We start from the raw sequence: 22,856 nt of genomic DNA, 5'->3' as shown, positions 1-22,856 counted from the left end.
GCTCAATCATCCGCGTAGGGGTTCTTCTGCTTCCGCAGCAGCAGCCGCACCGGCACGCCCGGCAGGTCGAACGTCTCGCGCAGATGCGCGATCAGATAGCGCTGATAGCTTTCCGGCAGATCCAGCGGCTTGTTCACGAACAGCGCCACCGTCGGCGGACGCGCCTTCACCTGCGTGGCGTAGCGGATCTTCACGCGCCGGCCCTCGACCAGGGGCGGCGGGTGGTGATCCAGCACGCCCTCGATCCAGCGGTTGAGCTGGGCGGTCGGGATGCGGCGGTTCCACTGCCCGTAGGTCGACAAGATCGAATCCAGCAGCGTGTCCAGCTTCTTGCCCTGAAGGGCGGAGATGGTCACGACCTCCACGCCCTTGATCTGGGCCAACGCGGCCTGAAGCTTGTCCTCGACCTGACGCAGGGCCATGGCGCGGTCGTCTACGGCGTCCCACTTGTTCAAGGCGATGACCAAAGCGCGGCCCTCCTCCACCACCGTGCGGGCGATGGTCAGGTCCTGCTTGTCGAGGATCTGGTTGGCGTCGACCACGAGCAGGACGACCTGGGCCATGCGGACGACGCGCAGGGCGTCGGCGACGGCCAGCTTCTCCACCTTGGCGTCGACGCGGGCGCGACGGCGCATGCCGGCGGTGTCGACCAGCCGGAACTTGCGGCCGCGCCATTCCCAATCGACGCTGATGGCGTCGCGCGTCATGCCGGCCTCGGGGCCGGTCAGCACGCGCTCCTCGCCGATCAGGGCGTTGAGCAGGGTGGACTTGCCGACGTTCGGACGACCGACGATGGCGATCTGGATCGGGCGGGCGCGCTCCTCGTCGGTTTCCGGCTGGTCGCCGACCGGAAGCTCCTCCTCCCCCTCGCCCTTGGTGGGAGCCGAAGCCTTCTCGACCGCTTCCGGCTCGGGCAGGGCGTAGGGCAGCAGGGCCTCGACCAGATCGGCCATGCCCTCGCCATGCTCCGCCGACAGCGCGAGGGGGTCGCCCAGGCCAAGCTCGAAGGCCTCATAGAGACCGGTCATCCCCACCTTGCCTTCCGCCTTGTTGGCGACGAGGATGACAGGGGTCTTGCTCTTGCGCAGCAGGGCCGCGAAGTGGCGGTCCAGCGGCGTGATGCCGGTGCGGGCGTCCACGATGAACAGCGCCACGTCGGCGCGTTCCAGGGCGCGTTCGGTCTGGCGGCGCATGCGCGCTTCCAGGCTGTCGTCGGTGACGTCCTCCAGGCCCGCGGTGTCGACCACGGTGAAGGACAGCCCGCCCACGCGGGCGGGGGCCGAGCGCCAGTCGCGCGTCACGCCGGGCGTGTCGTCGACCAGCGCCAGCTTCTTGCCGGCCAAACGGTTGAACAGAGTCGATTTGCCGACATTCGGCCGACCGACGAGAGCGACGGTGAAGGACATCGGGCCGGGGGCCTTATAAAGAACCAAGGGTGGCGATCAGCGGTACGCCACCAGCGTACCGTTCTCGCCCAGGACATATAGGGTGTTGTTCGCCACGACCGGAGGCAAATAGGTGGAGGCCGGCAGCGAATAGCGGGTCAGCACCTGCCCGTCGCTGGGCGACAGGGCGAGCATCTGGCCGTTCGACCCGGTGACGTAGAGCTTGCCACCGGCCAGGACCGGACCGGACCAGGTGATCGGCCCCTTCTTGTCCTCCGGATCGGTGAACGGCGCGAGCTGCGCGACCCAGCGGGCGTGCCCGGCCTGACGGGTCAGGGCGACCAGCTCCGAATCGTTGGTGATCACGAAGATGTGGTCGCCGGCGAGCCAGGGGGTCTGGGTGCCGCCGATCTCGGCCTCCCACAGGCGGATGCCGATGCGCTCGTCGATGGCGATCATGCGGCCGGAGTGGCCGATCGCGTAGACGACGCCGCGGTCGATCACCGGCAGGCCGCGGATGTCGGCAAGGCTGCTCAGGGCGCCGCTGCGGCGGATGGCCGCCAAGCTCTCCTGCCACGCCACGCGCCCGTTCTCCGGGCGCAGGCCGTACAGCTCGCCGGAAGAATAGGGGGCGACGATCAGGGTCGGCGAGGCCGCCGCGCTGACGGCGCCCAGCAGACCCGCGGTCTCCAGGATGCCCTGATGCGACCACTGGACGGCGCCGTCGGAGGCCGACAGGGCGGTGAGTTGGTTGTCGAGCGTCAGGACGAGGACGCGCCCGCCCTCGACCGTCGGCGCGCCGCGGACCGGACCCGGCACGCGCTTGCGCCAAATGATCGAGCCGTTGGCGGGATCGAGTGCCACCACCTCGCCGAAGCCGGTGGCCGCGAAGACGCGCCCGTCGGCGAAGGCGACACCGCCGCCGCTGGCGCCGCCGCGCTCCTTCTCCGGCTTGGTGTCGATCCGCCAGAGCTGGCGCCCGGTGCGCTCGTCGAGGGCGGCGACGTGCGAGTCGGCGTCCATGGCGAAGATGCGCCCGTCGGCGATGACCGGAGTCGCCAGAAGCGAACGGGAGCTGCTCGCCCCCGTGCCGACGTCGCCGCGCCACGCCTCGGCGGGCGTGGCCGACAAGGCGAGGTTGCCGCCGGCGTGCTCCGGCGTGCCGCCGGGCTGCGCCCAGGCCGGATTGGTGACGGCGGTCGGCAGGGTGACCGGCGTGCCGACCAGCCGCTGGTCGACCTCGACCTTGCGCTCGCGGGTCAGGACCGACACCCGCTCACCCGGCAGGGGCGGATCGGGAGTCTTGCCGAACCACCCGCTGACGGTGTCGCAGCCGCTGAGCAGCACGGCCAGCAGCGGGGCGGAGAGCAGTGCGGTGCGCAGGGAGCGGCGCTTCGCGGTGGGGTGCGCGGTCGGGGCGGCCATGGGAATGCGGGTCATCAGCTCTTGCCGTAGAGGGTGGCGAGATCGGCGGCGCGCGACCGGACGCCGGCCGGAGCCTGCGAGTCGTCGGCCAATTGCTGGAACAGGGTGCGCGCGCGCTCCTTGTCCCCGGAGCGTGCGGCGAGCACGGCGCTCATTTCGCGGGCGGAGAAGCGCCAGGGGTTGGCGTCCGCCGTCAGAGGCTGGAGCCGCGCCTGAAGCTGGGCCGGATCGCCGGAGTCGAGCTGGTGCATCACCGACAGCAGGGCCGCCAGTTCACGGTAGACCGCGGCGGCGGCGGCGTTGTTGGACAGCGTGTCGTAGACGGTCACGGCCTCCGCCGTCTTGCCCTCGCGGGCCAGCAGGGCGGCGGCGTTCAGCTGCGCCAGCGCGGCCATGCCGGGGTCGGACTTGGCGGCGAAGGCGGCCAGCGCCTCGACGCCCTTGTCCGGCCCCTGGGCGGCCTGGGACAAGGCGGCGGCCAGGGCCGTCGTCCCGCTCTCCTTCTGCGATTGCTGCCAGTTGCGCCAGGCGACCGTGCCGCCCGTCGCGGCGACGACCGCCAGCGCGGCCGCCAGCATGATGCCGCCGTAGCGCTTGAACACGCGCTCCATGCGGTCGCGGCGCAGATCCTCGTCGACTTCGCGGAAAATATCGCTCATGGCTCTACAGCGGCATCCTACGGCACGAAAACCGTTACAGCGGAGATTGCGCCCGCGCGCGGCTGCGGCGGGCGGTTCTGATGGTTCAAAGGGCCGGATAGCATTGGGCGCCGCACGCGGTCAAGGCGCAACGGCGCCCATCCGGGCATTAAGGCCGCGCTTGGGGTGGATTCAGGTTGGATTCCGCCATTTGATGGAGCAGCCCATGCTGGGGATTTGGTCAGTGGGCCCCTGCCCCGTCTGGGCGATGCGGACCATCGCGTGGAACAGTTCGCGCGGGGCGTCGGGGATCGGCTCGCGCTTGGAGGCGTCCAGCCGCCCGCGGTACTGCAGGCAGAGGTCGGCGTTGAAACCGAAGAAGTCCGGCGTGCAGACCGCGCCGTAGGCCCGCGCCACCTCCTGCGTCTCGTCGAGCAGATAGGGGAAGGTGAAGCCGTGCTCCGCCGCGAAGCGCTTCATGTTGTCGAAGCCGTCGTCGGGATAGGCGTCGGTGTCGTTGGACATGATGGCGACGGCGCCGATGCCATGGGCCCGCAGCGCGTCGACCTCCTCGACGATTCGCCCGATCACCGCCTTCACATAAGGGCAATGGTTGCAGATGAACATGACCAGCGTGCCGCTCGGCCCCTGGACATCGGACAGGCTGTAGGTCTTTCCATCGGTTCCCTTCAGGCTGAAATCCTCCGCCTTCCGGCCGAAGTCGCACACCGGGGTTTCCGCCGCCATCGCTGTCTTTCCTCCTTCTGGACCCATGAACGCGCCGCCGGCGCGGGTTCGGGCATGAGTATATGAGGTGAGGCGAAAGCCGGAATCGAAAAGGCCGCGGCGGCACCTTGTTCGTGCCTGCTCGCGGCCCTGTCGGTCTCCAACCCGGTTTTCTTCGTTTCCCGCCCTGCCCCGTAACCTTCGGACCTGCCCCCTTAGGATGCCATGGCGGCGGCGGCGATCACCGCCTGGGTGCGGTTCTTGACGCCCAGCGACTTGAAGATCGCCGTGACGTGGATCTTCACCGTGCCCTCGGACAGGCCGAGTTCGTAGGCGATCTGCTTGTTCGACTTGCCCGCCCGCAGGCAATCCAGGACTTCGCGCTGGCGCTGGGTCAGACCGTAGGCGCTGCGGTCCGCGCCGTCCAGGCGACCGCGGCGCGGCGCGGCGTCGGAGGCCGCCGTCGCCGCGGTGAGCGCGCCGGGGGGCACATAGATACCGCCCGAGAAGACGAGGTTCAGCGCGCCCATCATCACCTTGACGCTGCTGGACTTCGGAATGTAGCCGGTGGCCCCGTGGTCGAGCGCGCCGCGAATGTCGTTCAGCGCTTCGGAGGCGGAGATCACCACAACCGGCACGCCCGGCTGCAGACTCTGCACCTCGCGCAGCCCGTCGAAACCCGGCCAGTTCGGCATGTGCAGGTCCATCAACACAACGTCGAACCCGCCGCCCACGCGGCACTGCTGAAGCACCTCGTCGAAAGTGCCCGCCTCGACAAAAATCGCGTCCCCGTGAAGCTGCTCCAGAAGACGGCGCAGGCCTTCACGAAAAAGGAGATGGTCGTCACCGATCAGAATTTTCATGGCCCCGTCCGCCTTCGTTCTATCCCGTTGCTTCGGATCAGCCCTCCCGGACTAACCGGGCCACCCCGTTGGCGATCCAACTACCCTTTCGCCACGTGGCTTGAAGAACTGCTACCACAATCGGAAGAGAGCCAATATCCGGACAAGGGCCATAGGTCATTTGCGCCCGGAAAGTCCCTCCGATACAGCGAAGGCCGACTGAACAAAACAAGAACTATTACTTTATGGATATTTCCTTGTCCGAAAGAAAGGGGAAGCGCAATTTTTTCCATGTTTGGTTGTTCAGAATGAGGGCGTCACGATGCCCACCCCGGCAGCATCCGACGCGCGCAAAGGCTCGGCCTCAATGATCGAAATGCGTGAAAACCTATCCGAACGACGCACCCCACTGTACGGATGGCCAGTCCTTTTTCTGCGCGAATGCGCCACCTTGCGGCACACACCTGTACTGGCCTTTCAGCGCAGTCCGTCACAAAAGAGTTATCGCTTGGAGAGACCTGATCACCATTCAGATGCGCTTGACCATCTTGAGTGATCGTCTATCGTTTGATTTACGTGTTACACGCCTAATTTATAAACTGTTTATCACAGTGTCAAGTTTTTTTCCAGGTTTGATGGATATATGCCTGAAATTCGATGCAGTCTTTAAACGAAACCACTTAAGCGAAGATACAGAGCGCCGACTGATAGTGAGCACGAGACAAGCCTAAAACACAGGCGGCGATAATGCCCGACAAGGGCCTGCCGTGGATGCCTCCTCCAAACAGAGCTGACCCATGCAAATGAACCATGAGTACGCCCAAGAGAAAGCATCGCACTCGACCCGCAACGCGGTGACCCCAATGCACGTCTGCCTGATACTCGACAACAATTCCCTGACCGACACCGTGGTGCAGGCGCTCGACCGGGCCGGTCGCCATCGTGTGACCGTCTTCCACGACATATCGGAACTAACGCAGAGCACGCTGACGCCCGATGCGATCCTGATCGGCCTTCAGCAGTTCACCGCGCTGCGCGAGAACGAACCGATGGTGTACCTGCGGCTGTCACGCCGGTCGCGGATCGTCGTGGTGCTGTCGTCGCGGGAATTGCTGGACGCCGCACACATCCTGGCCTTCGCCGATGCGTGGGTGTTCGAGGACATCAACGTGGACCGCATCAACGAACTGCTGGATCTGGGGCTGGAGGGGCACTGTCTGATGCCCAAGCAGTTCCTGTCCCGGCTGGGCGTCGATGAGATCCGGCTGACGCTGCTGCCAAGGCTGTCGGAACCGGAGTTCGAGACCCTGCGCCTGCTTGGCCAGGGGTTGAACAACCGGACGATCGCCAACCAGCTCGATCTGTCCGAGGCGGTCATCAAGTCGATGGTGCGCAGCGTCCTGTCCAAGCTGCACTTCCGCAACAGAACGGAAGCCGGCGTCTTCGCCGCGCGACAGCAGGGCGCGTTGCAGTCCGCCCGAGAAGGGATGGTGCCGCCGCATATGCACGCGGCCCCGGCCCACCGGACCGGCACGTCCTGACGCTTCGTCGGACGCGTTTCATCCCGATCAACCGAAAGAATCCCGGCCACCGTGCCGGGATATTTTCTGTCTGAGCATCACCTCCGCTGGGATGCCACCAACCGGCCACCAATCGGAATGCAATCCCGACGCTTGCGGCCGCGCCCGGCGCCTGCACCGGTGGGGATGATCGCGGGAGTGCTATTACTGGTGAGCCGCCGCCGCGGTCACCGCGCCAGCCCCTGCCAACTCCCCGCCAATGCCGTTGTTCAGCGCCCAGATCGCCGCCTGGGTGCGGTTCGAGGCGTTGATCTTGCGCAGCAGGCTCTTCAGATGGACCTTCACCGTCGCTTCGGTGATGTTCAGATGGTTGGCGATCATCTTGTTGCTGTCGCCGTTCAGCAGGCAGCGCAGGATCTGCACCTCCCGTTGGGACAAGCCCTTGCGCGAGACCGGCATGTCGGTGCCGTTCCCGTTCACCCGGCCGGAGATCAGCAACGCGGCGAGATGGGTGGGAAACACCTTCTCGCCCATCATCACGAGGCGCAGGGATTGGGCCAGCGCATCGGACGACAGATCCTTCATCAGATAGCCGTCCGCTCCGGCCTCCAGCGCGTTGGCGAGGCGGCGGGTGCACAGATCGCTGGTCAGGATGACCATGCGCGCATCGGGAAGTTGGGCGCGCAGCCGCCGCATGCCGTCGGCCTCCTCCTCGCCCCCGTTGACCAGATCGAGCAGAATGAGCTGCGGACGCAGGCCGTTCTCCACTGAGTTCAGCGCCTCCCGCAAATTCCCCGCCTCGGCTGCGATCTGGAAGGGTGAATCGTCGAGAAGCCTCTTAAGGCCTTCGCGGAACAGCTTGTTGGAGTCGATCAGAAATGCACGCACTGGTTCCATTGGTCAGCTCCCGCGATTTTTGGAAATTGCTCTGACTCCCTGGGCAATCTTGTAGGCTACCAATCACCCGAGGTTTCCCCACCCGTGCCCCACCGATGGCATTGACGTGCCGATATTTTGGATGACCTTACCCCTGTGTCGCGCAATACGGTACCACTCTGTGGGATTAAAAGAAGAACGCATTAGGCATATGCGCAAAGCTACTTTTAATCATGGGTTACTGCGTATCTTTTAAAGTAATCGACATCCCCAATCGAATGGGTACTTTCCAACTTTTCTACCACTTTCTTGCAAATGGACGCACGCTTTGGATGCGTGAGAGGGACACCCGATTCATGGGGGTTGCCGAAAGTTCCCGACCCCAGACCGACAGGAGGCACTCATGCCGAAGAAGCGCATCCGCCTCTTGCCGCGCGCGTCCTATGATCGCCTCAAGCCACCCCACCGTAGGTTATAGCACCATGCGGAGGGAGCGGTTCCAACGACGGCGGTGCATGGTTCGATGTGGACGATGATCGGCGGTGCAGCCGTCGGCTACCTGCTGCTTCTGGCCCGAAGCGCCTGGAAACAAGGGGAGATGCGCCAGTTCCTGCGCAGCCTTGCCATCGTGGCCGTCCTGTGCGGGCTGGTCGCCGGCACGGTGCTTTTGGCGATGCTGCTCGACTCGCGCTGACCGTTGGAAAGCAACCCGCCGGAGAGGGCGAAGCCGGAACGCAGGAAGGCCCCTCCCCGCCTGAAAACGGAAAGGGGCCTCCCTGGACCGGTCTGCCGTGGATGGACGGTCAGATCTGGCCGCGCTCGTGGGCCTGCCGCATCAGCACATACTGGCGCATCATCTGATTGCGGAAGCGGTAGCGGGTCCAGCCCGGCTCGACCACCGGAGCCAGCACGCCGCCATACTCCTCGCGGCAAAGCCGCTCCAGAATACCGAGTGCCTCCTTGGTCGGCGGCGAGCCGCCCGGTCCGGCGAGGTCCTTCGGATCGAAGGTTCCGTAGGCATCCGCCGGGCACAGCGCGCAGGCCAGCAGCACATCCTCCAGTTCGGCGCGGCGTTCGGCGGCCAGTGCGCGGGCGTAGGAGTCGACGATGCCGCGCTCCGCCTCCTGGAGGCAGCGGGTGACGGCGTAGGCGAGATCGTCCCGCTCCACCACCGTCGAACCGCGGCTGACCGCGCTGCGGGCGGCGTGCAGGCCAAGAAGCTGGGCGTAGTAAGGCAGGCCGCGGACGAACTCGCAGACGCGATCCACGGCGTCCGGCGCGAAGGCGATCCCGGCGTTTTCCGCCCCCGCGTTGATGAGGCGCCCGATCTCCACATCGGTCATCAGCGGCAGATGCACCGGCACCAGAGACCGCTGGATCGACGGGTGCTTGCCGAGGAGCTGGTCGAGGTTCTCCGCCACGCCGACCACCAGCAGAGTCACCGGGATCGAGCTGTCGGTCAGGTTCTTGAACAGCTCGGCCAGCTTGTTGCGAAAATCCTCGTCGGTGATGCGGTCATACTCGTCGAGGATCAGCAGCACATGGGTGGCGTGGATGCCGGCCAGCACCTCGTTCAGCTCCGTCACGCTGAAGCCGCCCTCGGGCAGAAGCTCGTTGAAGCTGGTGAAGCTGCGGCGCGAGGCGAAGGGATTGTCGATCCCCGACCGGTAGTAGGTGGAGGGAATCTTCTTCAGGAAATGACGGAAGATGTCCTCGAAGCTCAGCTCCGCGCTGCAGGTCAGCTTCAGCGAGAGGTAGCCGGCCTGACCGGCGATCTTCTCGATGGCGTTGGCGACGGAGGTCTTGCCGCGGCCCCGGTCGCCGAACAGGATGACGTGCGCCCGCTCCTCCTCAATGGCGGAGATGATGCGCTTCAGCGTGTCGGTGCGGCCGATGAACAGCGAATTCAACTGCTGCTTGGGCCGCGTCGGTGTGAAGGCCTCGCGCAGCAAACCGTTCAGTTCGGGGGTGAGCCCCTTCAGCATGGCCGGCGCACCGACCGCTCCCGGCCCACGCAACCCGCCGTTCACGGTCATCGTGAAGCGTGGCAGTTCCGTGTCGGCGGACGCCTGGCCGCGCTGGGCGCCCAATCCACCGCCAAGCGGGCTGTTCAACGGATCGTGCCGCAACCCGGATGGGCCGCGCATCGTCTCGCCAAGACCCCCACCAAGCCCCCCACCCTCGGGGCCGCCGACCGGCCGCAGATGCGGCGCCGGACGGCCCGCGAGTGGGCTCTGGGATTGCATCGGCGGATGACCATGAGCCGCATTGCCCGGGGTGGCGCCCGGTCCGGCCGCTCCACCACCCGTGATGCCGCCACCCATGGACATCCGGTCATCCGCATCGGCGGTCGCCCGCCGCTTCCGAAAGAAGTTTCGCATCCGTCCCGATCCCAGAATTCCGCGTTGTCGTCACCAGCCGGCCGCGGCCGGTGGCCTGATCGTCGCGTCCCCTGCCCCGGCCCGGCTGGCCCCGGCTTAGCTGGAGGTGGCCGGCCGCTGCGGTGGACGCACTCCGGATGTAAGCGATGCATCGCCAACGGTTGCCTGGGATTTCGGATGATCATCCAGAGGAGGCCCAACCCTTATGGCGACTCCTTTCGGGAGGGGAGGCGCCTCAAAAGCCGGCCGCATGGCCCAGCAGAGTCCAGACGAACAAGGTCCCGAACAGGGCCGTCAGTCCGGCGAGCTCGCGCAGGAAAACCAGGATCGACATGGCAGTCCTCCTTCATCGGTTGGCGCCGCCGCGCCGGACGGTGTTGACGCTCGGCCACGGCTTCGATGGGAAAACCGTATCAGAACAAAACACGAACAACAAGCGGCTCGTCTCCTATTTGTTCTGTTCTAGAACATGGACCTTGATGCCGGGCGCGAAGGAGCACGCCGTCTTCCCCGTTGTGGCTGGCGGCCCCGCTCCGCCGGAACCATATGGTCTTGTGGTGAGCGGTTGATGTAAGGAGAAGGTTCGCGGCCGAAGCGTTCCGCCCGCAAGGAGGAACCCCCGACACCGGACCGCGATCCGAACGAACGGACCATCATGGACAGCGCCAACCAGCAAACCGGCGACGGACCGAACGGCGCCGCTCCGGCCTCCAACTCCACTCCGCCGGGCCACTCCCCTCAAGCCAACCGCATGCCCGCCCTCGTCCTGGGGGCGCTGGGGGTGGTTTACGGTGACATCGGGACCAGCCCGCTCTACACGATGCGGGAGTCCTTCACCCACACCGGTCTGCCGCTCGACGAGCCGACCATCCTCGGCATCCTGTCGCTGGCGACCTGGGCGCTCATCATCGTCGTGACGCTGAAATACGTCCTGCTCGTCATGCGGGCGGACAACAAGGGCGAGGGCGGCGTTCTGGCCCTGGGCACGCTGGCCCACCGCGGACTCAGCTCCAGGGCGGGCAACCGCGCCATCATGGCGCTGGCGATCCTGGGCATGGCGCTGTTCTACGGCGACAGCCTGATCACCCCGGCCATCTCGGTGCTCAGCGCGGTAGAAGGGCTGAAGGTCGTCACTCCGGCCCTGTCCCCCTACATCGTCCCGATCACGGTGGCGGTGCTGACCCTACTGTTCCTGTTCCAACGGCAGGGAACCGGGCGGGTCGGCATCTTCTTCGGCCCGATCATGGGAGTCTGGTTCGCCACGTTGGCGGTGCTGGGCCTGATGCAGGTGTTGCACTGGCCGGACGTGCTGCGCGCGTTCAACCCGCTCTACGGCGCGGCGCTCTTCGTCGACCACGGCTGGGTGGCGTTCCTGACGCTGGGCGCCGTGGTCCTGGCGGTCACCGGGGCCGAGGCGCTCTACGCCGACATGGGCCATTTCGGGCGGGCGCCGATCCGCATCGCCTGGCTCTACCTCGTCCTGCCGGCGCTGCTGATGAACTATTTCGGGCAGGGCGCCATGCTGCTGCACGAGCCGGAAACGCTGGAGAACCCCTTCTTCCATCTGGCGCCCGACTGGGCGCAGTTGCCCCTGGTCCTGCTGTCCACCGCGGCCACGGTCATCGCCAGCCAAGCGGTGATCTCCGGCGCCTTCTCGTTGACCCGGCAGGCCGTGCAACTCGGCTATCTGCCACGGCGCGAGATCCGCCATACCTCGGAGCACGAGGTCGGTCAGGTCTATATCCCGCGCAACAACTGGCTGCTTCTGATCGGTGTGGTGATCCTGGTGATTGGCTTCGGGTCCAGCAGCAATCTGGCCGCTGCCTACGGCGTGTCGGTGACTGGGGCCATGGCCATCGACACGATCCTGGCCGCGGTGGTGGCTTGGCGGCTGTGGCGCTGGAATCCCCTGCTGGTCGTGGCCGCTTTTTCCATCCTGCTGGTGATTGACCTCGCGCTGTTCGGGGCGACCCTGCTGAAGGTGCCGGACGGCGGCTGGTTCCCGCTGCTGATCGCGGCGGCGGTCTACACGCTGATGACCACATGGCGCCGGGGCCGCCGTATCCTGGCCGAGCGGCTCTACGCCGACGCCCTGCCGATGGACCTGTTCCTGCAGCGCGTCTCGCCGCAATCGCCGCAGCGCGTCGCCGGGACGGCCATCTTCATGACCGGCAACCCCGACGTCGTCCCCCACGCCCTTCTGCACAACATCAAGCACAACCGGGTGCTGCACGAGCGGGTGGTCGTCATGACCGTGATCGTGGAGGAGGTGCCCCGCGTTTCCCCGGACCGCGCCGTTATGGTGGAGAAGTTGGGCAAGGGCTTCTTCCGCGTCGTCCTGCGCTTCGGCTATCTGGAACAGCCGCACATTCCCCGCGCCCTGGAACGGTGCCGCCGCTTCGGGCTGCATCTGGACATGATGGAGACATCGTTCTTCCTGGGCCGCGAGACGCTGATCCCGTCGCGGTCCACCGGTCTGCCGGGCTGGCGCGAGCCCGCCTTCATCCTTCTGTCGAAGACGGCCCTGTCGGCGACGGAATTCTTCTGCATTCCGCCCGGCCGCGTGGTGGAACTGGGCACGCAGGTCGAGATTTGATGATCTCGAGATCTGACGGTCAATCCCGCGCCACGATGGGGGTCAGGCGGAATCGGGCGGCGGCGGCCTCCAGGCGCCCGTCGCGCTTGACCGCTTCGACGAAGCGGTTCACCCGGTCCAACCACAGCGGGTCCCCCGGCGCCACGGCGTAGGCGTAGGGCGTGGTTTGGACCGGATTCTCCGGCGCGATCAGGTGTGCCCACCGGTGGAAGGCGAGCATCCGCTGGCCATAGGGGTAATCGGTGAGAAAGGCATCGGCGCGCCCGGACTGGACCTCGTCCTCCCGCTCCAAAGGTCCCGACACGACGCGGACGCTGGCCTTGCGGAAGAATTGGCTGGCGTAGTCGTCCATGACGGTGCCTTTCTGAACCGCCACCACCATGCCGTCCTGGTCCAGGTCGTCCCACCGCAGGATGCGTGGGTGCGTCTGGGAGGAAACGGCGTAGATGCCGCTGCGCAGGTAGGGCCGGCTGAAAGCGATCTTCTCGGCGCGGGCCGCGGTGACGCCGATGCCGAACATGCCGATGTCGCACCGGTCGCCCAGCAGATCGGCGACGAAGCTCGGGAAGCCGCTTTCCACGAAACTCACCCGTGCGCCAAGATCGTGGGCGAAGGCCCGCGCCATGTCGATGTCCAGGCCCTGGAGTTCCCCACTGTAAAGGTTGCGGAAGGAGATGGCGTAATAATCAGGCCAGATGCACACACGCAGCAGCCCGGTGCGTTGCACCCGGTCAAGCCGGCCTTCCGCCCGGACCGGCGCCGCTCCGGACACCAGGAACACCGACTGGAGCGCCGCATGAAGCGCAAGCGCCGTCAGTGCGATGGAAAGACGCCGCACGGACTCGCACCCCCAGAACCGCCACCAGAACCGCGGCAGGATAGCACTGTGCGCCTGTGAAGCACAGCGCATGCTTGCGATTCGCCCGCCCACTGTTAAGATTCGCAAAACATCAGCACACCGCACGGAGCCGCGCGTGATGGCCAAGCTTGCCCTGTTCCAGCATCGGGGCGCCCTTCTCGCGTTGGCCTTCTTATCGGTGATGGCCCTTGTGTTCGAGGTCGCCTACGACGTCCACGCCGACCGCGCCCTGGCGCTGAGGAAAGCGGCGGAGAACATCGACGATTTGGCGAGCGCCCTGGAAGCCTCGGTCAGTCGGACGGTCCAGGCGGTCGATATCACTCTGGCCTCGGTGGGCGAGGCGATCAGCGACAGCAATCTGCTGCGCGGCCAGCCGACGGAAGGCCAGGAAAGGTCACCGTCCCCGCTGCTTCAGGAGCGGCTGCGGCGGTCGCCGCACCTTCGCGGCCTTTCGGTGCTCGACCGGCGGGGCGTTCTGGTGGCGACCACAGAGGACCAGAACCTGCTCGGCTCCTCCTTCGCGGAGCTGGATCTGTTTCGCACCCAGCTGTCTGGACAGAGCAACGGCCTCTATGTCGGTCCCCCGGTGCGCGGACGCTTCCTGACGCCGACCGGCCTTGCGGACGACCGGTCCGGCAAATGGGTTCTGCCGATGAGCCGGGCGATCCGTGGAGCGGATGGGAGGCTTCTCGGCGTCACCGTCGCCTCGGTCAATCCCGAGTATCTGCAAAGCATCTTCCGTGCGGTGCGCAACGGGCTGCACGGCACGGCGTCGCTCTATCGACGGGATGGCTTGCTCCTGACCCGGCTTCCGCAGGATGGGACGGACGGCATCGGCACGCAAATGGCGGGGATGGACCTGTTCCGCGTCCATCTTCCCGTGTCCGAGGGCGGGGTGTTCCACGAGACCGCCCAGGACGGTGAGGCGCGCATCACCGCCTATCGCGCCACGCCGCTCTGGCCGCTGGTTCTGGCGATCAGCCGTAGCGAGGACGAGGAACTGGCGGGCTGGTGGACAAACCAGCTGGAGATCGCCGGGGTCGCACTGGGCTCCAGCCTGGTCATCCTGTTGTTTGCCACGGCGCTGATTCTTCTACGCCGCAAAGACGCCCAGTTGGAGGACGGCAACGCCCGTTTCAACGCGCTTCTGGAAACCGCCGTGGAGGGCATTCTGACGGCGCGGTCGGATGGCGTGATCGAGACCGCGAACACCGCAGCCCACCGCGTCTTCGGCTACCCGCCCGGCGGCCTGATCGGGCGTCACGTGCAGGAACTGATGGAGCCGCAGCACCACATGGCTCACAGCCGCATCATTGAGGCCATCGCTGCGGGCGCTCGGCCGATCGGCCCGAACTTCACGCGGGAGGTGAACGGATTGCGGATGGATGGGGAGGTGATCCCTCTCGACCTCTCCCTCGCCGAGGTGCAGACGCAGAAAGGGATTCTCTTTGCCGCCTTCTTCCGTGACCTGTCGGAACGCAAGCGGGTCGAGCGGGCGCTGACCGAGGCCAAGGAGAAGGCGGAGGCCGGGCAACGCAGCAAGATGGAATTCCTGGCGACCATGAGCCACGAGATCCGGACGCCGATGAACGGGGTGATCGGCATGGCCGGGCTTCTCCAGGAGACCGATCTGGACGAGGAGCAGCGCGGCTATGCCGACACCATCCGCGACTCCGCGGAATCGCTGCTGACCATCATCAACGACATTCTGGACTTCTCCAAGATCGATGCCGGACGCCTCACCTTGGAGGTGTCGGACTTCGAAGCCGTGCCGCTGGTGGAAAGCGTGGTGGAACTGCTGGCTCCGCGCGCGGCCGCGAAGGGCCTGGAACTGGCCAGCTACGTCCCGCCGGCCCTGCACGGTCCGCTGCGCGGCGATCCCGGGCGGCTGCGCCAGATCCTCATCAACCTTGCCGGCAACGCGGTCAAATTCACCGATCAGGGCAGCGTAACCATCGTTCTGTCGGTGGAGCAGAACACCGTCACCGACGAGGCCGAAGACGGACCGCAACCGCATGAATCCGTGGTCCCAGCCCAGCAGGATAAGCCGGTGACCATCCGTTTCGAGGTGAGGGACACCGGAATCGGCATTGCCGCGGCGGACCACAAGCGTCTGTTCACAATGTTCAGTCAGGTGGATGGGTCATCGGCACGGCGCCACGGTGGGACGGGGCTGGGCCTTGCCATCTGCAAGCGCCTCGCGGAGCTGATGGGCGGGCGGATTGGGGTTCACAGCATGCCCGGCGAGGGCAGCGTCTTCTGGGTCGTCATTCCGTTGTGGCGCGGCACGCCGACGGACGCCGCATCCACGCCGCAAGCCTCGGGAACCTGGGCCGGACGGCGGATTCTTCTGGTGGACGATCTGGCGATGAACCGCGACCTGCTGGCCCGCCAACTCGCCGCGATGGGGCTGGAAACCGAATCCGCCGCCACGGGCGAGGATGCCTTGCACCGGCTTCTGGCGGCGCACGCCACCGGCCGACCGTTTGATGCCGCCATCCTCGATCATTGTATGCCGGGCCTGACCGGTCCGGAACTGGCGGCCCGCATCCGTGCCGTACCGGCTTTGGCCGACTTGCCGCTCGCGCTGGCCACCTCCCACAGGATCGGCGAGATGGAGGGAGAGACCGCCGGCATCGACGTGCGGATCGCCAAACCCGTGCGCTCGACGGCGCTCCGCGCGGCGGTTTCGAACCTGTTCGCCGCCCCGGCGTCCAGGGTTTCGCCGCCGGATACGCTTACCGCCGGCAGGCCGGGCGGTTCATCTCCATCGACATCTCCACCGGGCGGGCCGCTGCTCACCCCGACACCGTCCAGCTTCCCCTCGACCGGCACCGCCCGCCGCCGCATCCTGGTGGCGGAGGACAACCCGGTGAATCTTCAGGTGACGCTGGCCTTGCTGCGCCGGGACGGCCATGCGGTCGATTCCGTGTCGAACGGGCTGGAGGCGGTCAACGCCGTCGCCGCCCTGCCCTACGACCTCGTCCTGATGGACGTGCAGATGCCGGAGATGGACGGTCTGGCCGCGACCCGGGCGATCCGCCGGATGGGCGGGGCGGCCGCCCGCATTCCCATCGTCGCCATGACCGCCAACGCCATGGAGGGGGATCAAGCCACCTGTCTGGCTGCGGGAATGGACGATTACCTGCCGAAGCCCATTGCGGCGGACCAGCTCTTGCGGGCCGTCGCACGATGGAGCGGCTTTCCGAAGGGGAGTGGCCCCGATCGGCGGGAACCGCCTCCGGAGGCTGAAATCCCGCCGCCGCGGATCGACCACGCCAAGCGCAAGGACTTGCGCGACGCTCTCGGCGATGAAGGGTTTGGCCTGTTGATGGACACCTTCGTCCGCGAGACGCCGGCCCATCTCGACCGGCTGCGGCGTGGCGCTCAAGACGGCGACTTTCTGGTCGTGGAGCGCGAGGCCCATATCCTAAAGGGTGCCGCGGGCAATGTCGGCTTCGCGCGGGCCTCCGCACTGGCCGGCGGACTCGTGGCGGCGGCCCGCCGCAGGGATGCCGCCGGCATTGGCCGGGATCGCATCCACGCGTTGGAATCCGCTCTCAAGGACGCCGAGCAGGCCTGCACCCTGGCGAACGACATGCCGGTCGGGCTGGAGATGACGGGTCCGCCGATGGACACATCCAGGGAACGGTAGGCACGCCCGGAACCATCCTCACGCCGTAGCGGGACGGCCGTCGCCGATCGTCAACGCTGACCACCGCAAACGCGCGCGACGAAATTGTCGATGTCGCCGTTCAGCGTCACGGCGCGCCGCGCCAGTTCCCCGGCCGACGAGAGCACTTGGCTGGCGGCGGCACTGGCGTCCTGCGCACCGGAAGACACGCTGGTCACCGCGTCGGCGACGGTGCGCACGCCGGCCGATGCCTCGCGGATGGAGCGGCTGATCTCATCGATCGCCGCGCTCTGCTGTTCGGCGGCACCGGCGATGCCCACGGCGATCTCGTCGATGTCGTGGATCATGCCGCCGACATGCTGGATCACCGCCGCCGTGTCGCGGGTCACCGACTGGACCTGGGCGATTTGGGCGGCGATGTCCTCGGTCGCCTTGGCCGTCTGATTGGCGAGGTTCTTCACTTCCGTCGCCACCACGGCAAACCCCTTCCCGGCCTCCCCGGCCCGCGCCGCCTCGATGGTCGCGTTGAGGGCCAGCAGGTTGGTCTGGCTGGCGATGTCGTTGATGAGCTGAACGACCGCGCCGATCTGGTCGGAGGCGGCCAGAAGCGACCGGATGGTGGCGTCCGCCTCCCGCACCTTCTGCACCGAGCTGCGGGCGAGATCGGCGGTGCGGGACACGCCCTGGGCCACCTCGCCGATGGCGCCGGACACCTCCCCGGTCGCCGCGGCCACGCCGTCCACATTCGAGGACACCTGCTCCGCCGCGGAGGCCGCGGAGAAGGATTGCTCGCTGGCTGTGGCGGCGGTTGCCGTCATGGCGGTGGAGGACGCTTCAAGCTGGGCGGCGCTGGCCGACAGGCTCTGCGCCACCTCCCTGATGTTGGCGCCGATGCGGGTGGCGCTCTCGATGAACTCGCGGCTCTTGCCGTCCATGGCCGCCAGCCCGTCGTTGATCTGGCGGGCGTAGGCGCCGAACTCCCCGACCATGCCGGTCATCACGATGCGCCGGTAATATTGCCCCTCCGCCGCATGCTGCATGGCGGCGTTGGCCTCTTTCCCGAAGGACTCGACGCGGTCCAGCAGACGGTTGATGGTCCGCAGCATGTCCGCGATCGGGCTGCCCCCCTGGATGTTCAGGATGCGCGGCTGAAGATCCCCCTTCTCCGCCGCCGCGATGACCGTGCTGGCCTTTCGGATGGTCCGGTTGGTGAGCGCCAGCCAGCGGATCGCGGCAAGACAAGGCAGAACCGCCAGCAGCCCAAGCGCGGCGACGACGGTGTCGCCGGCCATGAAGCCGTACACCGCCTGTGCCCCCGACAGCAGGGCGGCCGAAGCGGCGGCGGCGAGCGATTTAGAGACTGAAGACAAACTCGTCATAGCTCGTGCCCTTGTCGCGCAGAAGTTTTTCCAGCATGGCACCGGAGGCCGCCATGGCCGCGTTCCGGTCGGCGTGCCGCGCCTCTTCCGCCCGCAACGCGGCGTAGAGGCCCGCCGCCGCGTCCACCGCGGGGCGCGTCGGCACGCGCCGGCTCGAATGGTAGCCGGTGATGGTCCGCCCGTTTCCGCTGTCCGAAGTGCCGAAAACCGGCGTGACGTGGGCGAACACCCAGTAATGGTCTCCGTCCTTCGCCCGATTGACGACATAGGCGAAGATTTCGCTTCCGGCCTCGATGCGGGTCCACAGCAGCTTGTAGACGCAGCGCGGCATGTCCGGATGGCGGACGATGTTGTGCGGTCGCCCCAGCAATTCCGATTCACTGTAGCCGCTGACGCGCAGGAACACGTCGTTGGCGTAGGAAATGCGTCCCTTGAGATCCGTCTTGGAGACGATGATCTCGTCGGGGTGAAAGGTTCGTTCCCGTCCGGTCAGGGTATCGTGTGTGCTTCTTATGCCGACCGCCATGACCGTCCGCCTTTCAAACACGCGACAAACAGGCCACCAACTCGACCGTTGGTAATACCTTTTGTTGATCGACTCATAGCGTACGTAATAATCGGTTGGCTTTAAAAACGGACGACGATGGGCTGCGGCAAATTGTATCACATGCGTCGCGCGTATAAGAGGTTGAAACAAAACGCGCAACATTGAGTCAGGGGCGAAAACGAAGCCGCCCTCATGGGCGGAACCGTGCCGATCCCCTCTCTAAAATGGCGGATCACATGCCCGGTTCGTAAACGACAACTCGGTTTCGCCCTTCGCGCTTGGCCCGGTAGAGGGCAAGGTCGGCCCGGTGGATCGCCTTTTCGAGCGTGTCGTAGGCACCGTCCAGCGCGGAGATGCCGATGCTGCTGGTCAAATGGAACCGGCCTTCGGGTCCCGGAATCGCCATGCGGGACAGGTGGCGGCGCACCCGTTCCGCCACCACGCGGGATTCCTCCGCGGTGGCGCCGGGAAGAACCACCACGAACTCTTCGCCGCCCAACCGACCGAGAATGTCGTATTCGCGCAGGATGGCCTGACAGCCGCCGGCCACCATGCGCAGCGCGTCGTCGCCGGTGGCGTGGCCGTAGCTGTCGTTGATGCGCTTGAAATGGTCCACGTCCAGCACGAAGACCGACATCGGCTCGCTGAAGCGGTGAGCGCGGGCCAGCTGCGAGCGCGCCAACTCCATGAAGGAACGCCGGTTGTAAATTCCCGTCAGCGGATCGCGGGACGCCATGTCCCGCAGCGCCTCCTCCATGTTCCGGCGGTCGGTGTAGTCGTAGATCCAGGCGAGATTCACCTGAACCCCCTGGATCACCGCTTGGTTGACCGTGAACAGCGTCCAGAAGGACGACCCGTCGGCCCGGCGGAACTGCACCTCCATGTTGGTCACCGACCCGAAGGAGCGCAGGCGATCGATCACCCGCTCGCGCTGGTGCCGGTCCAGGTAATAGTCGCGGGCCTGCCGACCGATCAGATCCTCGCGCTTCAGACCGATCAGTTCGGCGAAGCGGGTGTTGACGAAGATGATCTTGCCATCGTCGCGGCGCGACACCGACACGCCGATCGGGCTCTGCTCCAGGATGGCCTGGAGCCGCTCCTCGCTGGGCAACCCCTCGGTCAGGTCGTGGATCACGCCGACGATGCCGCCCAGGTTCCCGGTGCTGTCGCAGAAGACGGCCTTGGTCAGGCTGGACAGGCGGGTGGTGCCGCCGACGAAGGGAACCGCCTCCTCGTAGCTGCGCTGGCCCCAGTTGACGGTCAGCTCGTGATCCTGGTCGGCGTGCGCCTTGGCGATGCGCGGGTCCATCACGGCGAAGGCGGTCTTGGCGACGATGCTCCGACGCTCAAGTCCGGTGTAGCGCTCGAAGGCGTCGTTGCAGTCCGTGTACTCACCAGCCGCGTTCTTCACGAAAACGGGAACCGGCAGCGTCTCGAACAGCACCTCCTTCATCAGGAGCTGGTCGCGCAGCGCGGCTTGCGCCTGCCGGTGGTGGGTGACGTCGGTGTAGACCCGCAGCGACTGCCGCTCACCCAGCGGACCTGCAATAGGACCGACCGACTCCGCCACCCACACGATTCCGCCATCCTGGCAGCGCAACCGCCGCTCGCCCGGCGCGTCCGGCGGCGTTGGGAGGAAGGCATCCTCCGGCTCCAGCGCGGTCAAGCCGAGGCCGGTCAGGCCGCCGGGAGCATAGCGCAGCAAACCGTGCAGGGCGGGGTTGGCGTACAGAATGGTCCCTGTGTCCGTGGTGACGCAGACCCCCGTCGGCAGCGTGTCGAACACACGCCACAGCGCAACACGGGTTTCCTCCGCATCCCCAGAAGGACTCATTGTACCGACCGAATCCAGCGTGGCCCCCACAGCGTCATGGAAGTTTCTTGCGCCACGATAAGGCAAACCAGGAGTAAGTTAGCCGATGCACCTTTTTGCCCCTGTGTGCCATCTTGTCGCGCTATGGTGGTGATCGCCTATCTTGAGCACAAAATCTATCGGATTTTGAACATTTCGCATGCAGCCGTCACACGGTCTTCGGCTGCCCTGTCCGCCGGCAATCCCAGCCTCAGCCAATCCTGCCGATAGTCGAAGCGGCGCACCAGCACCCCGGCCCGGCCCAACGCGTTGTAAAGCCCGGCAGCCTGGGAATCGTCAATGAGACGAAAGAGCGATGTCCCTCCGGCGACGCGCACCCCCACGCCCGCCAGCCGGGCGTCGAAGCGGGCCGCCGCGTCGGCCAGACGGTGCCGGGTAGCGGCGATCCATGCCGAATCCGACAAGGCCGCGGTGGCGACGGCCAGCGCCGGACCAGACACCGCCCAAGGTCCCATGGCCGTGCGCAAGGCCCCCACCAGCGCCGGTTCGCCGAGCAGAAAGCCGAGCCGCACCCCAGCCAGCCCGAAGAACTTGCCGAAGGAGCGCAGGATGACCAGCCCGGCGCGCCCGGCCTCAGCAGCAACGCTGCACTCCGGGGCGACCTCAGCGAAGGCTTCGTCCACCACCAGCCAGCCGCCGCGAGCCGCCTGCCGCTCCGCCAGGGCCAGCAGGGTTTCCGGCGGGACGATGCGTCCATCCGGGTTGTTCGGGTTCACGACGACCATCACGTCGGCGCCGCCACAGGCTTCCAGCGACATCACCTCCGTTACGCGATGGCCCGCCTTGGCCCAGGCCGCGGCGTGCTCGGCGTAGGTCGGCCCCAGCACGGCGACCGTTCCCGGCGGCCGCAGCCGCGGCAGGAGTTGAATCAGCGCCTGGGAGCCACCCGCGGCGGCGACGCTGTCCGGCGACGGCGCTCCATAACAAACGGCCGCGGCCTCGCGCAGCGCCGTTTCAGCGGAGCGGCCCGGCAGCCGCGTCCAGGCCTCGGCCGGGATGGCGGGAAGCGGATAGGGCCAGGGGTTGATACCCGTGGACAGGTCCACCCAGGGTTCCGGCGCCCCCGGAAAGGCCGCCCGCGCAGCGTCGAGGTCTCCGCCATGGATGATCCTCTTGGACCCCGCCGCCGATTCCGCCATCATCCCGCCCCTTCCCTTCCCCAGAGGATTCGATCCCGTGGAGCTTCATCCGTCCGTGCTCGCCGCCGCTCTCCTCATCGAGGCCGCCGTCGGCTATCCGGACGCACTCTACGCCCAAATCCGCCACCCGGTGGTGTGGATCGGGGCGCTTATCGCCCAGCTTGACCGCGCGCTCAACCGGGAGCGTGATTCTTTCGCCATTCGCAAGGCGGCGGGGGTGCTGGCTCTGCTCGTCCTGCTGCTGATGGTGGGTGGCGCGGCGTCGGCGGTAGCCGGGCTGTGCCGGCATCTGCCGCTCGGCGGCCTCCTTGAAGCGGCGCTGGCCTCCACCCTGCTGGCGCAGCGCAGCCTGCACGACCATGTCGCGGCGGTCGCCGCCGCCTTCCGCGACGGCGGGCTGGAGGCGGCGCGCGAGGCCGTGTCGCGCATCGTCGGCCGCAACCCGGCGAGCCTGGACGAGCATGGGGTGAGCCGCGCCGCCATCGAAAGCCTGTCGGAGAACTTCTCGGACGGGGTGGTGGCGCCGGCCTTCTGGCTTCTGGTCGGCGGGCTGCCGGGAATCGCGCTCTACAAGGCGATCAACACCGCGGACAGCATGATCGGGCACCGCACGCCCCGGCACGAGGCGTTCGGCTGGGCCGCGGCGCGGCTGGACGATCTGGTCAACCTGCCCGGCTCCCGCCTGTCGGCGCTGCTGATCTGGGTCGCCGCCCGCTTCACCGAGGGGGCCGACGCCGCCGAGTCCTGGCGGTCGGTGCGGCGCGACGCCCACCGCCACCGCTCCCCCAACGCCGGCTGGCCGGAGGCGGCGATGGCCGGGGCGCTGGACCTCCGGCTCGGCGGGCCTCGGGTCTATGGCGACGTGCGGATCGAGGACGCCTGGATGGGGCCGGGCCGCACCGCCGCCACCGCGCAGGACATCACCCGCGCCCTTCACCTCTACCGGCGCGCCTGCATCGCCCTGGTCGCGGGCGCGCTGTTGCTGGCGCTGACCCTCTGAGCGCGCCAAAGGAAAAGGGGCTCCGAAGAGCCCCTT

Annotated in this window: 18 protein-coding genes; 6 read left to right on the top strand and 12 right to left on the bottom strand. The window is 66.9% G+C overall.

Annotated elements, in window-relative coordinates:
• Positions 1-2 precede the first annotated feature (2 nt).
• From der to AC1DVI_RS16960, 5 genes are all read right to left on the bottom strand, one after another.
• On the bottom strand, positions 3-1,406 hold the full coding sequence (gene der / locus AC1DVI_RS16980; protein WP_476958960.1) for a ribosome biogenesis GTPase Der: 1,404 nt from the start codon (positions 1,404-1,406) through the stop codon (positions 3-5).
• A 36-nt stretch (positions 1,407-1,442) separates the two neighbouring features.
• Positions 1,443-2,825 carry an outer membrane protein assembly factor BamB family protein gene (locus AC1DVI_RS16975; protein WP_476958957.1) on the bottom strand — a complete coding sequence of 461 codons (1,383 nt, stop codon included), beginning with the start codon at positions 2,823-2,825 and terminating at the stop codon, positions 1,443-1,445.
• Positions 2,825-3,469 (bottom strand): tetratricopeptide repeat protein, encoded by a 645-nt coding sequence (locus AC1DVI_RS16970; protein ID WP_476958956.1) that lies wholly within the window; start codon positions 3,467-3,469, stop codon positions 2,825-2,827. The genes AC1DVI_RS16975 and AC1DVI_RS16970 overlap by 1 nt, the downstream gene beginning before the upstream one ends.
• A 171-nt stretch (positions 3,470-3,640) precedes the next feature.
• A complete protein-coding gene (locus AC1DVI_RS16965) occupies positions 3,641-4,195 on the bottom strand; it encodes a thioredoxin family protein (RefSeq protein WP_476958955.1) in 555 nt (184 codons plus the stop codon).
• Between the two features lie 194 nt (positions 4,196-4,389).
• Entirely contained in the window at positions 4,390-5,037 is a 648-nt protein-coding gene (locus AC1DVI_RS16960) for a response regulator transcription factor (protein WP_114856818.1), read from the bottom strand.
• Positions 5,038-5,813: 776 nt separating this feature from the next.
• On the opposite strand from AC1DVI_RS16960, the gene AC1DVI_RS16955 reads away from it, so the two are divergent.
• Positions 5,814-6,557, top strand: a complete 744-nt coding sequence (locus AC1DVI_RS16955) for a response regulator transcription factor (RefSeq protein WP_236778075.1) — start codon at positions 5,814-5,816, stop codon at positions 6,555-6,557.
• Positions 6,558-6,740: 183 nt separating this feature from the next.
• Here the strand turns inward: AC1DVI_RS16955 and AC1DVI_RS16950 are convergent, their stop codons facing one another.
• Complete coding sequence (locus AC1DVI_RS16950; RefSeq protein ID WP_038527688.1) at positions 6,741-7,433, bottom strand: LuxR C-terminal-related transcriptional regulator; 693 nt, start codon at positions 7,431-7,433, stop codon at positions 6,741-6,743.
• 502 nt (positions 7,434-7,935) lie between these two features.
• On the opposite strand from AC1DVI_RS16950, the gene AC1DVI_RS16945 reads away from it, so the two are divergent.
• Complete coding sequence (locus AC1DVI_RS16945) at positions 7,936-8,106, top strand: hypothetical protein (protein ID WP_476958954.1); 171 nt, start codon at positions 7,936-7,938, stop codon at positions 8,104-8,106.
• Positions 8,107-8,215: 109 nt separating this feature from the next.
• Here the strand turns inward: AC1DVI_RS16945 and AC1DVI_RS16940 are convergent, their stop codons facing one another.
• Positions 8,216-9,559, bottom strand: a complete 1,344-nt coding sequence (locus tag AC1DVI_RS16940; RefSeq protein WP_476958953.1) for an AAA family ATPase — start codon at positions 9,557-9,559, stop codon at positions 8,216-8,218.
• Positions 9,560-10,125: 566 nt separating this feature from the next.
• Here AC1DVI_RS16940 and AC1DVI_RS16935 point away from each other — a divergent pair.
• Together AC1DVI_RS16935 and AC1DVI_RS16930 are read left to right on the top strand one after the other, a co-directional pair.
• Positions 10,126-10,362, top strand: coding sequence for a hypothetical protein (locus AC1DVI_RS16935; RefSeq protein WP_476958952.1), 237 nt, complete (start codon positions 10,126-10,128; stop codon positions 10,360-10,362).
• A gap of 86 nt (positions 10,363-10,448) precedes the next feature.
• Complete coding sequence (locus AC1DVI_RS16930) at positions 10,449-12,389, top strand: potassium transporter Kup (RefSeq protein ID WP_476958951.1); 1,941 nt, start codon at positions 10,449-10,451, stop codon at positions 12,387-12,389.
• A 19-nt stretch (positions 12,390-12,408) separates the two neighbouring features.
• Here the strand turns inward: AC1DVI_RS16930 and AC1DVI_RS16925 are convergent, their stop codons facing one another.
• A complete protein-coding gene (locus AC1DVI_RS16925; protein ID WP_476958950.1) occupies positions 12,409-13,227 on the bottom strand; it encodes an ABC transporter substrate-binding protein in 819 nt (272 codons plus the stop codon).
• A 139-nt stretch (positions 13,228-13,366) separates the two neighbouring features.
• On the opposite strand from AC1DVI_RS16925, the gene AC1DVI_RS16920 reads away from it, so the two are divergent.
• Complete coding sequence (locus tag AC1DVI_RS16920) at positions 13,367-16,903, top strand: response regulator (RefSeq protein ID WP_476958949.1); 3,537 nt, start codon at positions 13,367-13,369, stop codon at positions 16,901-16,903.
• 50 nt (positions 16,904-16,953) lie between these two features.
• Here the strand turns inward: AC1DVI_RS16920 and AC1DVI_RS16915 are convergent, their stop codons facing one another.
• The 4 genes from AC1DVI_RS16915 to cobD form a co-directional block, all read right to left on the bottom strand.
• Positions 16,954-18,261 (bottom strand): methyl-accepting chemotaxis protein, encoded by a 1,308-nt coding sequence (locus AC1DVI_RS16915; protein ID WP_476958948.1) that lies wholly within the window; start codon positions 18,259-18,261, stop codon positions 16,954-16,956.
• Positions 18,236-18,787, bottom strand: coding sequence for a PAS domain-containing protein (locus tag AC1DVI_RS16910; protein ID WP_476958947.1), 552 nt, complete (start codon positions 18,785-18,787; stop codon positions 18,236-18,238). The genes AC1DVI_RS16915 and AC1DVI_RS16910 overlap by 26 nt, the downstream gene beginning before the upstream one ends.
• Before the next feature lie 253 nt (positions 18,788-19,040).
• A complete protein-coding gene (locus AC1DVI_RS16905) occupies positions 19,041-20,642 on the bottom strand; it encodes a sensor domain-containing diguanylate cyclase (RefSeq protein WP_476958946.1) in 1,602 nt (533 codons plus the stop codon).
• Positions 20,643-20,797: 155 nt separating this feature from the next.
• Positions 20,798-21,823, bottom strand: a complete 1,026-nt coding sequence (gene cobD, locus AC1DVI_RS16900; RefSeq protein ID WP_476958945.1) for a threonine-phosphate decarboxylase CobD — start codon at positions 21,821-21,823, stop codon at positions 20,798-20,800.
• Positions 21,824-21,857: 34 nt separating this feature from the next.
• On the opposite strand from cobD, the gene cbiB reads away from it, so the two are divergent.
• On the top strand, positions 21,858-22,820 hold the full coding sequence (cbiB, locus tag AC1DVI_RS16895; protein ID WP_476958944.1) for an adenosylcobinamide-phosphate synthase CbiB: 963 nt from the start codon (positions 21,858-21,860) through the stop codon (positions 22,818-22,820).
• The last annotated feature ends 36 nt before the right edge of the window (positions 22,821-22,856 follow it).

Source organism: Azospirillum sp. P4_B5, from assembly GCF_056402275.1.
The sequence above is the reverse complement of the archived record's forward strand: the minus strand, read 5'-3'. Positions and strand labels throughout refer to the sequence as shown.

Excerpts from the sequence above, each read along its gene's own strand:
- cobD (WP_476958945.1), bottom strand. The coding sequence starts at position 21,823 with ATGATGGCGGAATCGGCGGCGGGGTCCAAGAGGATCATCCATGGCGGA.
- AC1DVI_RS16955 (WP_236778075.1), top strand. The coding sequence starts at position 5,814 with ATGCAAATGAACCATGAGTACGCCCAAGAGAAAGCATCGCACTCGACC.
- AC1DVI_RS16940 (WP_476958953.1), bottom strand. The coding sequence starts at position 9,559 with ATGCGCGGCCCATCCGGGTTGCGGCACGATCCGTTGAACAGCCCGCTT.
- AC1DVI_RS16910 (WP_476958947.1), bottom strand. The coding sequence starts at position 18,787 with ATGGCGGTCGGCATAAGAAGCACACACGATACCCTGACCGGACGGGAA.
- AC1DVI_RS16905 (WP_476958946.1), bottom strand. The coding sequence starts at position 20,642 with ATGAGTCCTTCTGGGGATGCGGAGGAAACCCGTGTTGCGCTGTGGCGT.
- AC1DVI_RS16930 (WP_476958951.1), top strand. The coding sequence starts at position 10,449 with ATGGACAGCGCCAACCAGCAAACCGGCGACGGACCGAACGGCGCCGCT.
- AC1DVI_RS16975 (WP_476958957.1), bottom strand. The coding sequence starts at position 2,825 with ATGACCCGCATTCCCATGGCCGCCCCGACCGCGCACCCCACCGCGAAG.
- AC1DVI_RS16935 (WP_476958952.1), top strand. The coding sequence starts at position 10,126 with ATGGCAGTCCTCCTTCATCGGTTGGCGCCGCCGCGCCGGACGGTGTTG.
- AC1DVI_RS16970 (WP_476958956.1), bottom strand. The coding sequence starts at position 3,469 with ATGAGCGATATTTTCCGCGAAGTCGACGAGGATCTGCGCCGCGACCGC.
- AC1DVI_RS16945 (WP_476958954.1), top strand. The coding sequence starts at position 7,936 with ATGTGGACGATGATCGGCGGTGCAGCCGTCGGCTACCTGCTGCTTCTG.
- der (WP_476958960.1), bottom strand. The coding sequence starts at position 1,406 with ATGTCCTTCACCGTCGCTCTCGTCGGTCGGCCGAATGTCGGCAAATCG.
- AC1DVI_RS16960 (WP_114856818.1), bottom strand. The coding sequence starts at position 5,037 with ATGAAAATTCTGATCGGTGACGACCATCTCCTTTTTCGTGAAGGCCTG.
- AC1DVI_RS16965 (WP_476958955.1), bottom strand. The coding sequence starts at position 4,195 with ATGGCGGCGGAAACCCCGGTGTGCGACTTCGGCCGGAAGGCGGAGGAT.
- AC1DVI_RS16950 (WP_038527688.1), bottom strand. The coding sequence starts at position 7,433 with ATGGAACCAGTGCGTGCATTTCTGATCGACTCCAACAAGCTGTTCCGC.
- AC1DVI_RS16915 (WP_476958948.1), bottom strand. The coding sequence starts at position 18,261 with ATGACGAGTTTGTCTTCAGTCTCTAAATCGCTCGCCGCCGCCGCTTCG.
- AC1DVI_RS16920 (WP_476958949.1), top strand. The coding sequence starts at position 13,367 with ATGGCCAAGCTTGCCCTGTTCCAGCATCGGGGCGCCCTTCTCGCGTTG.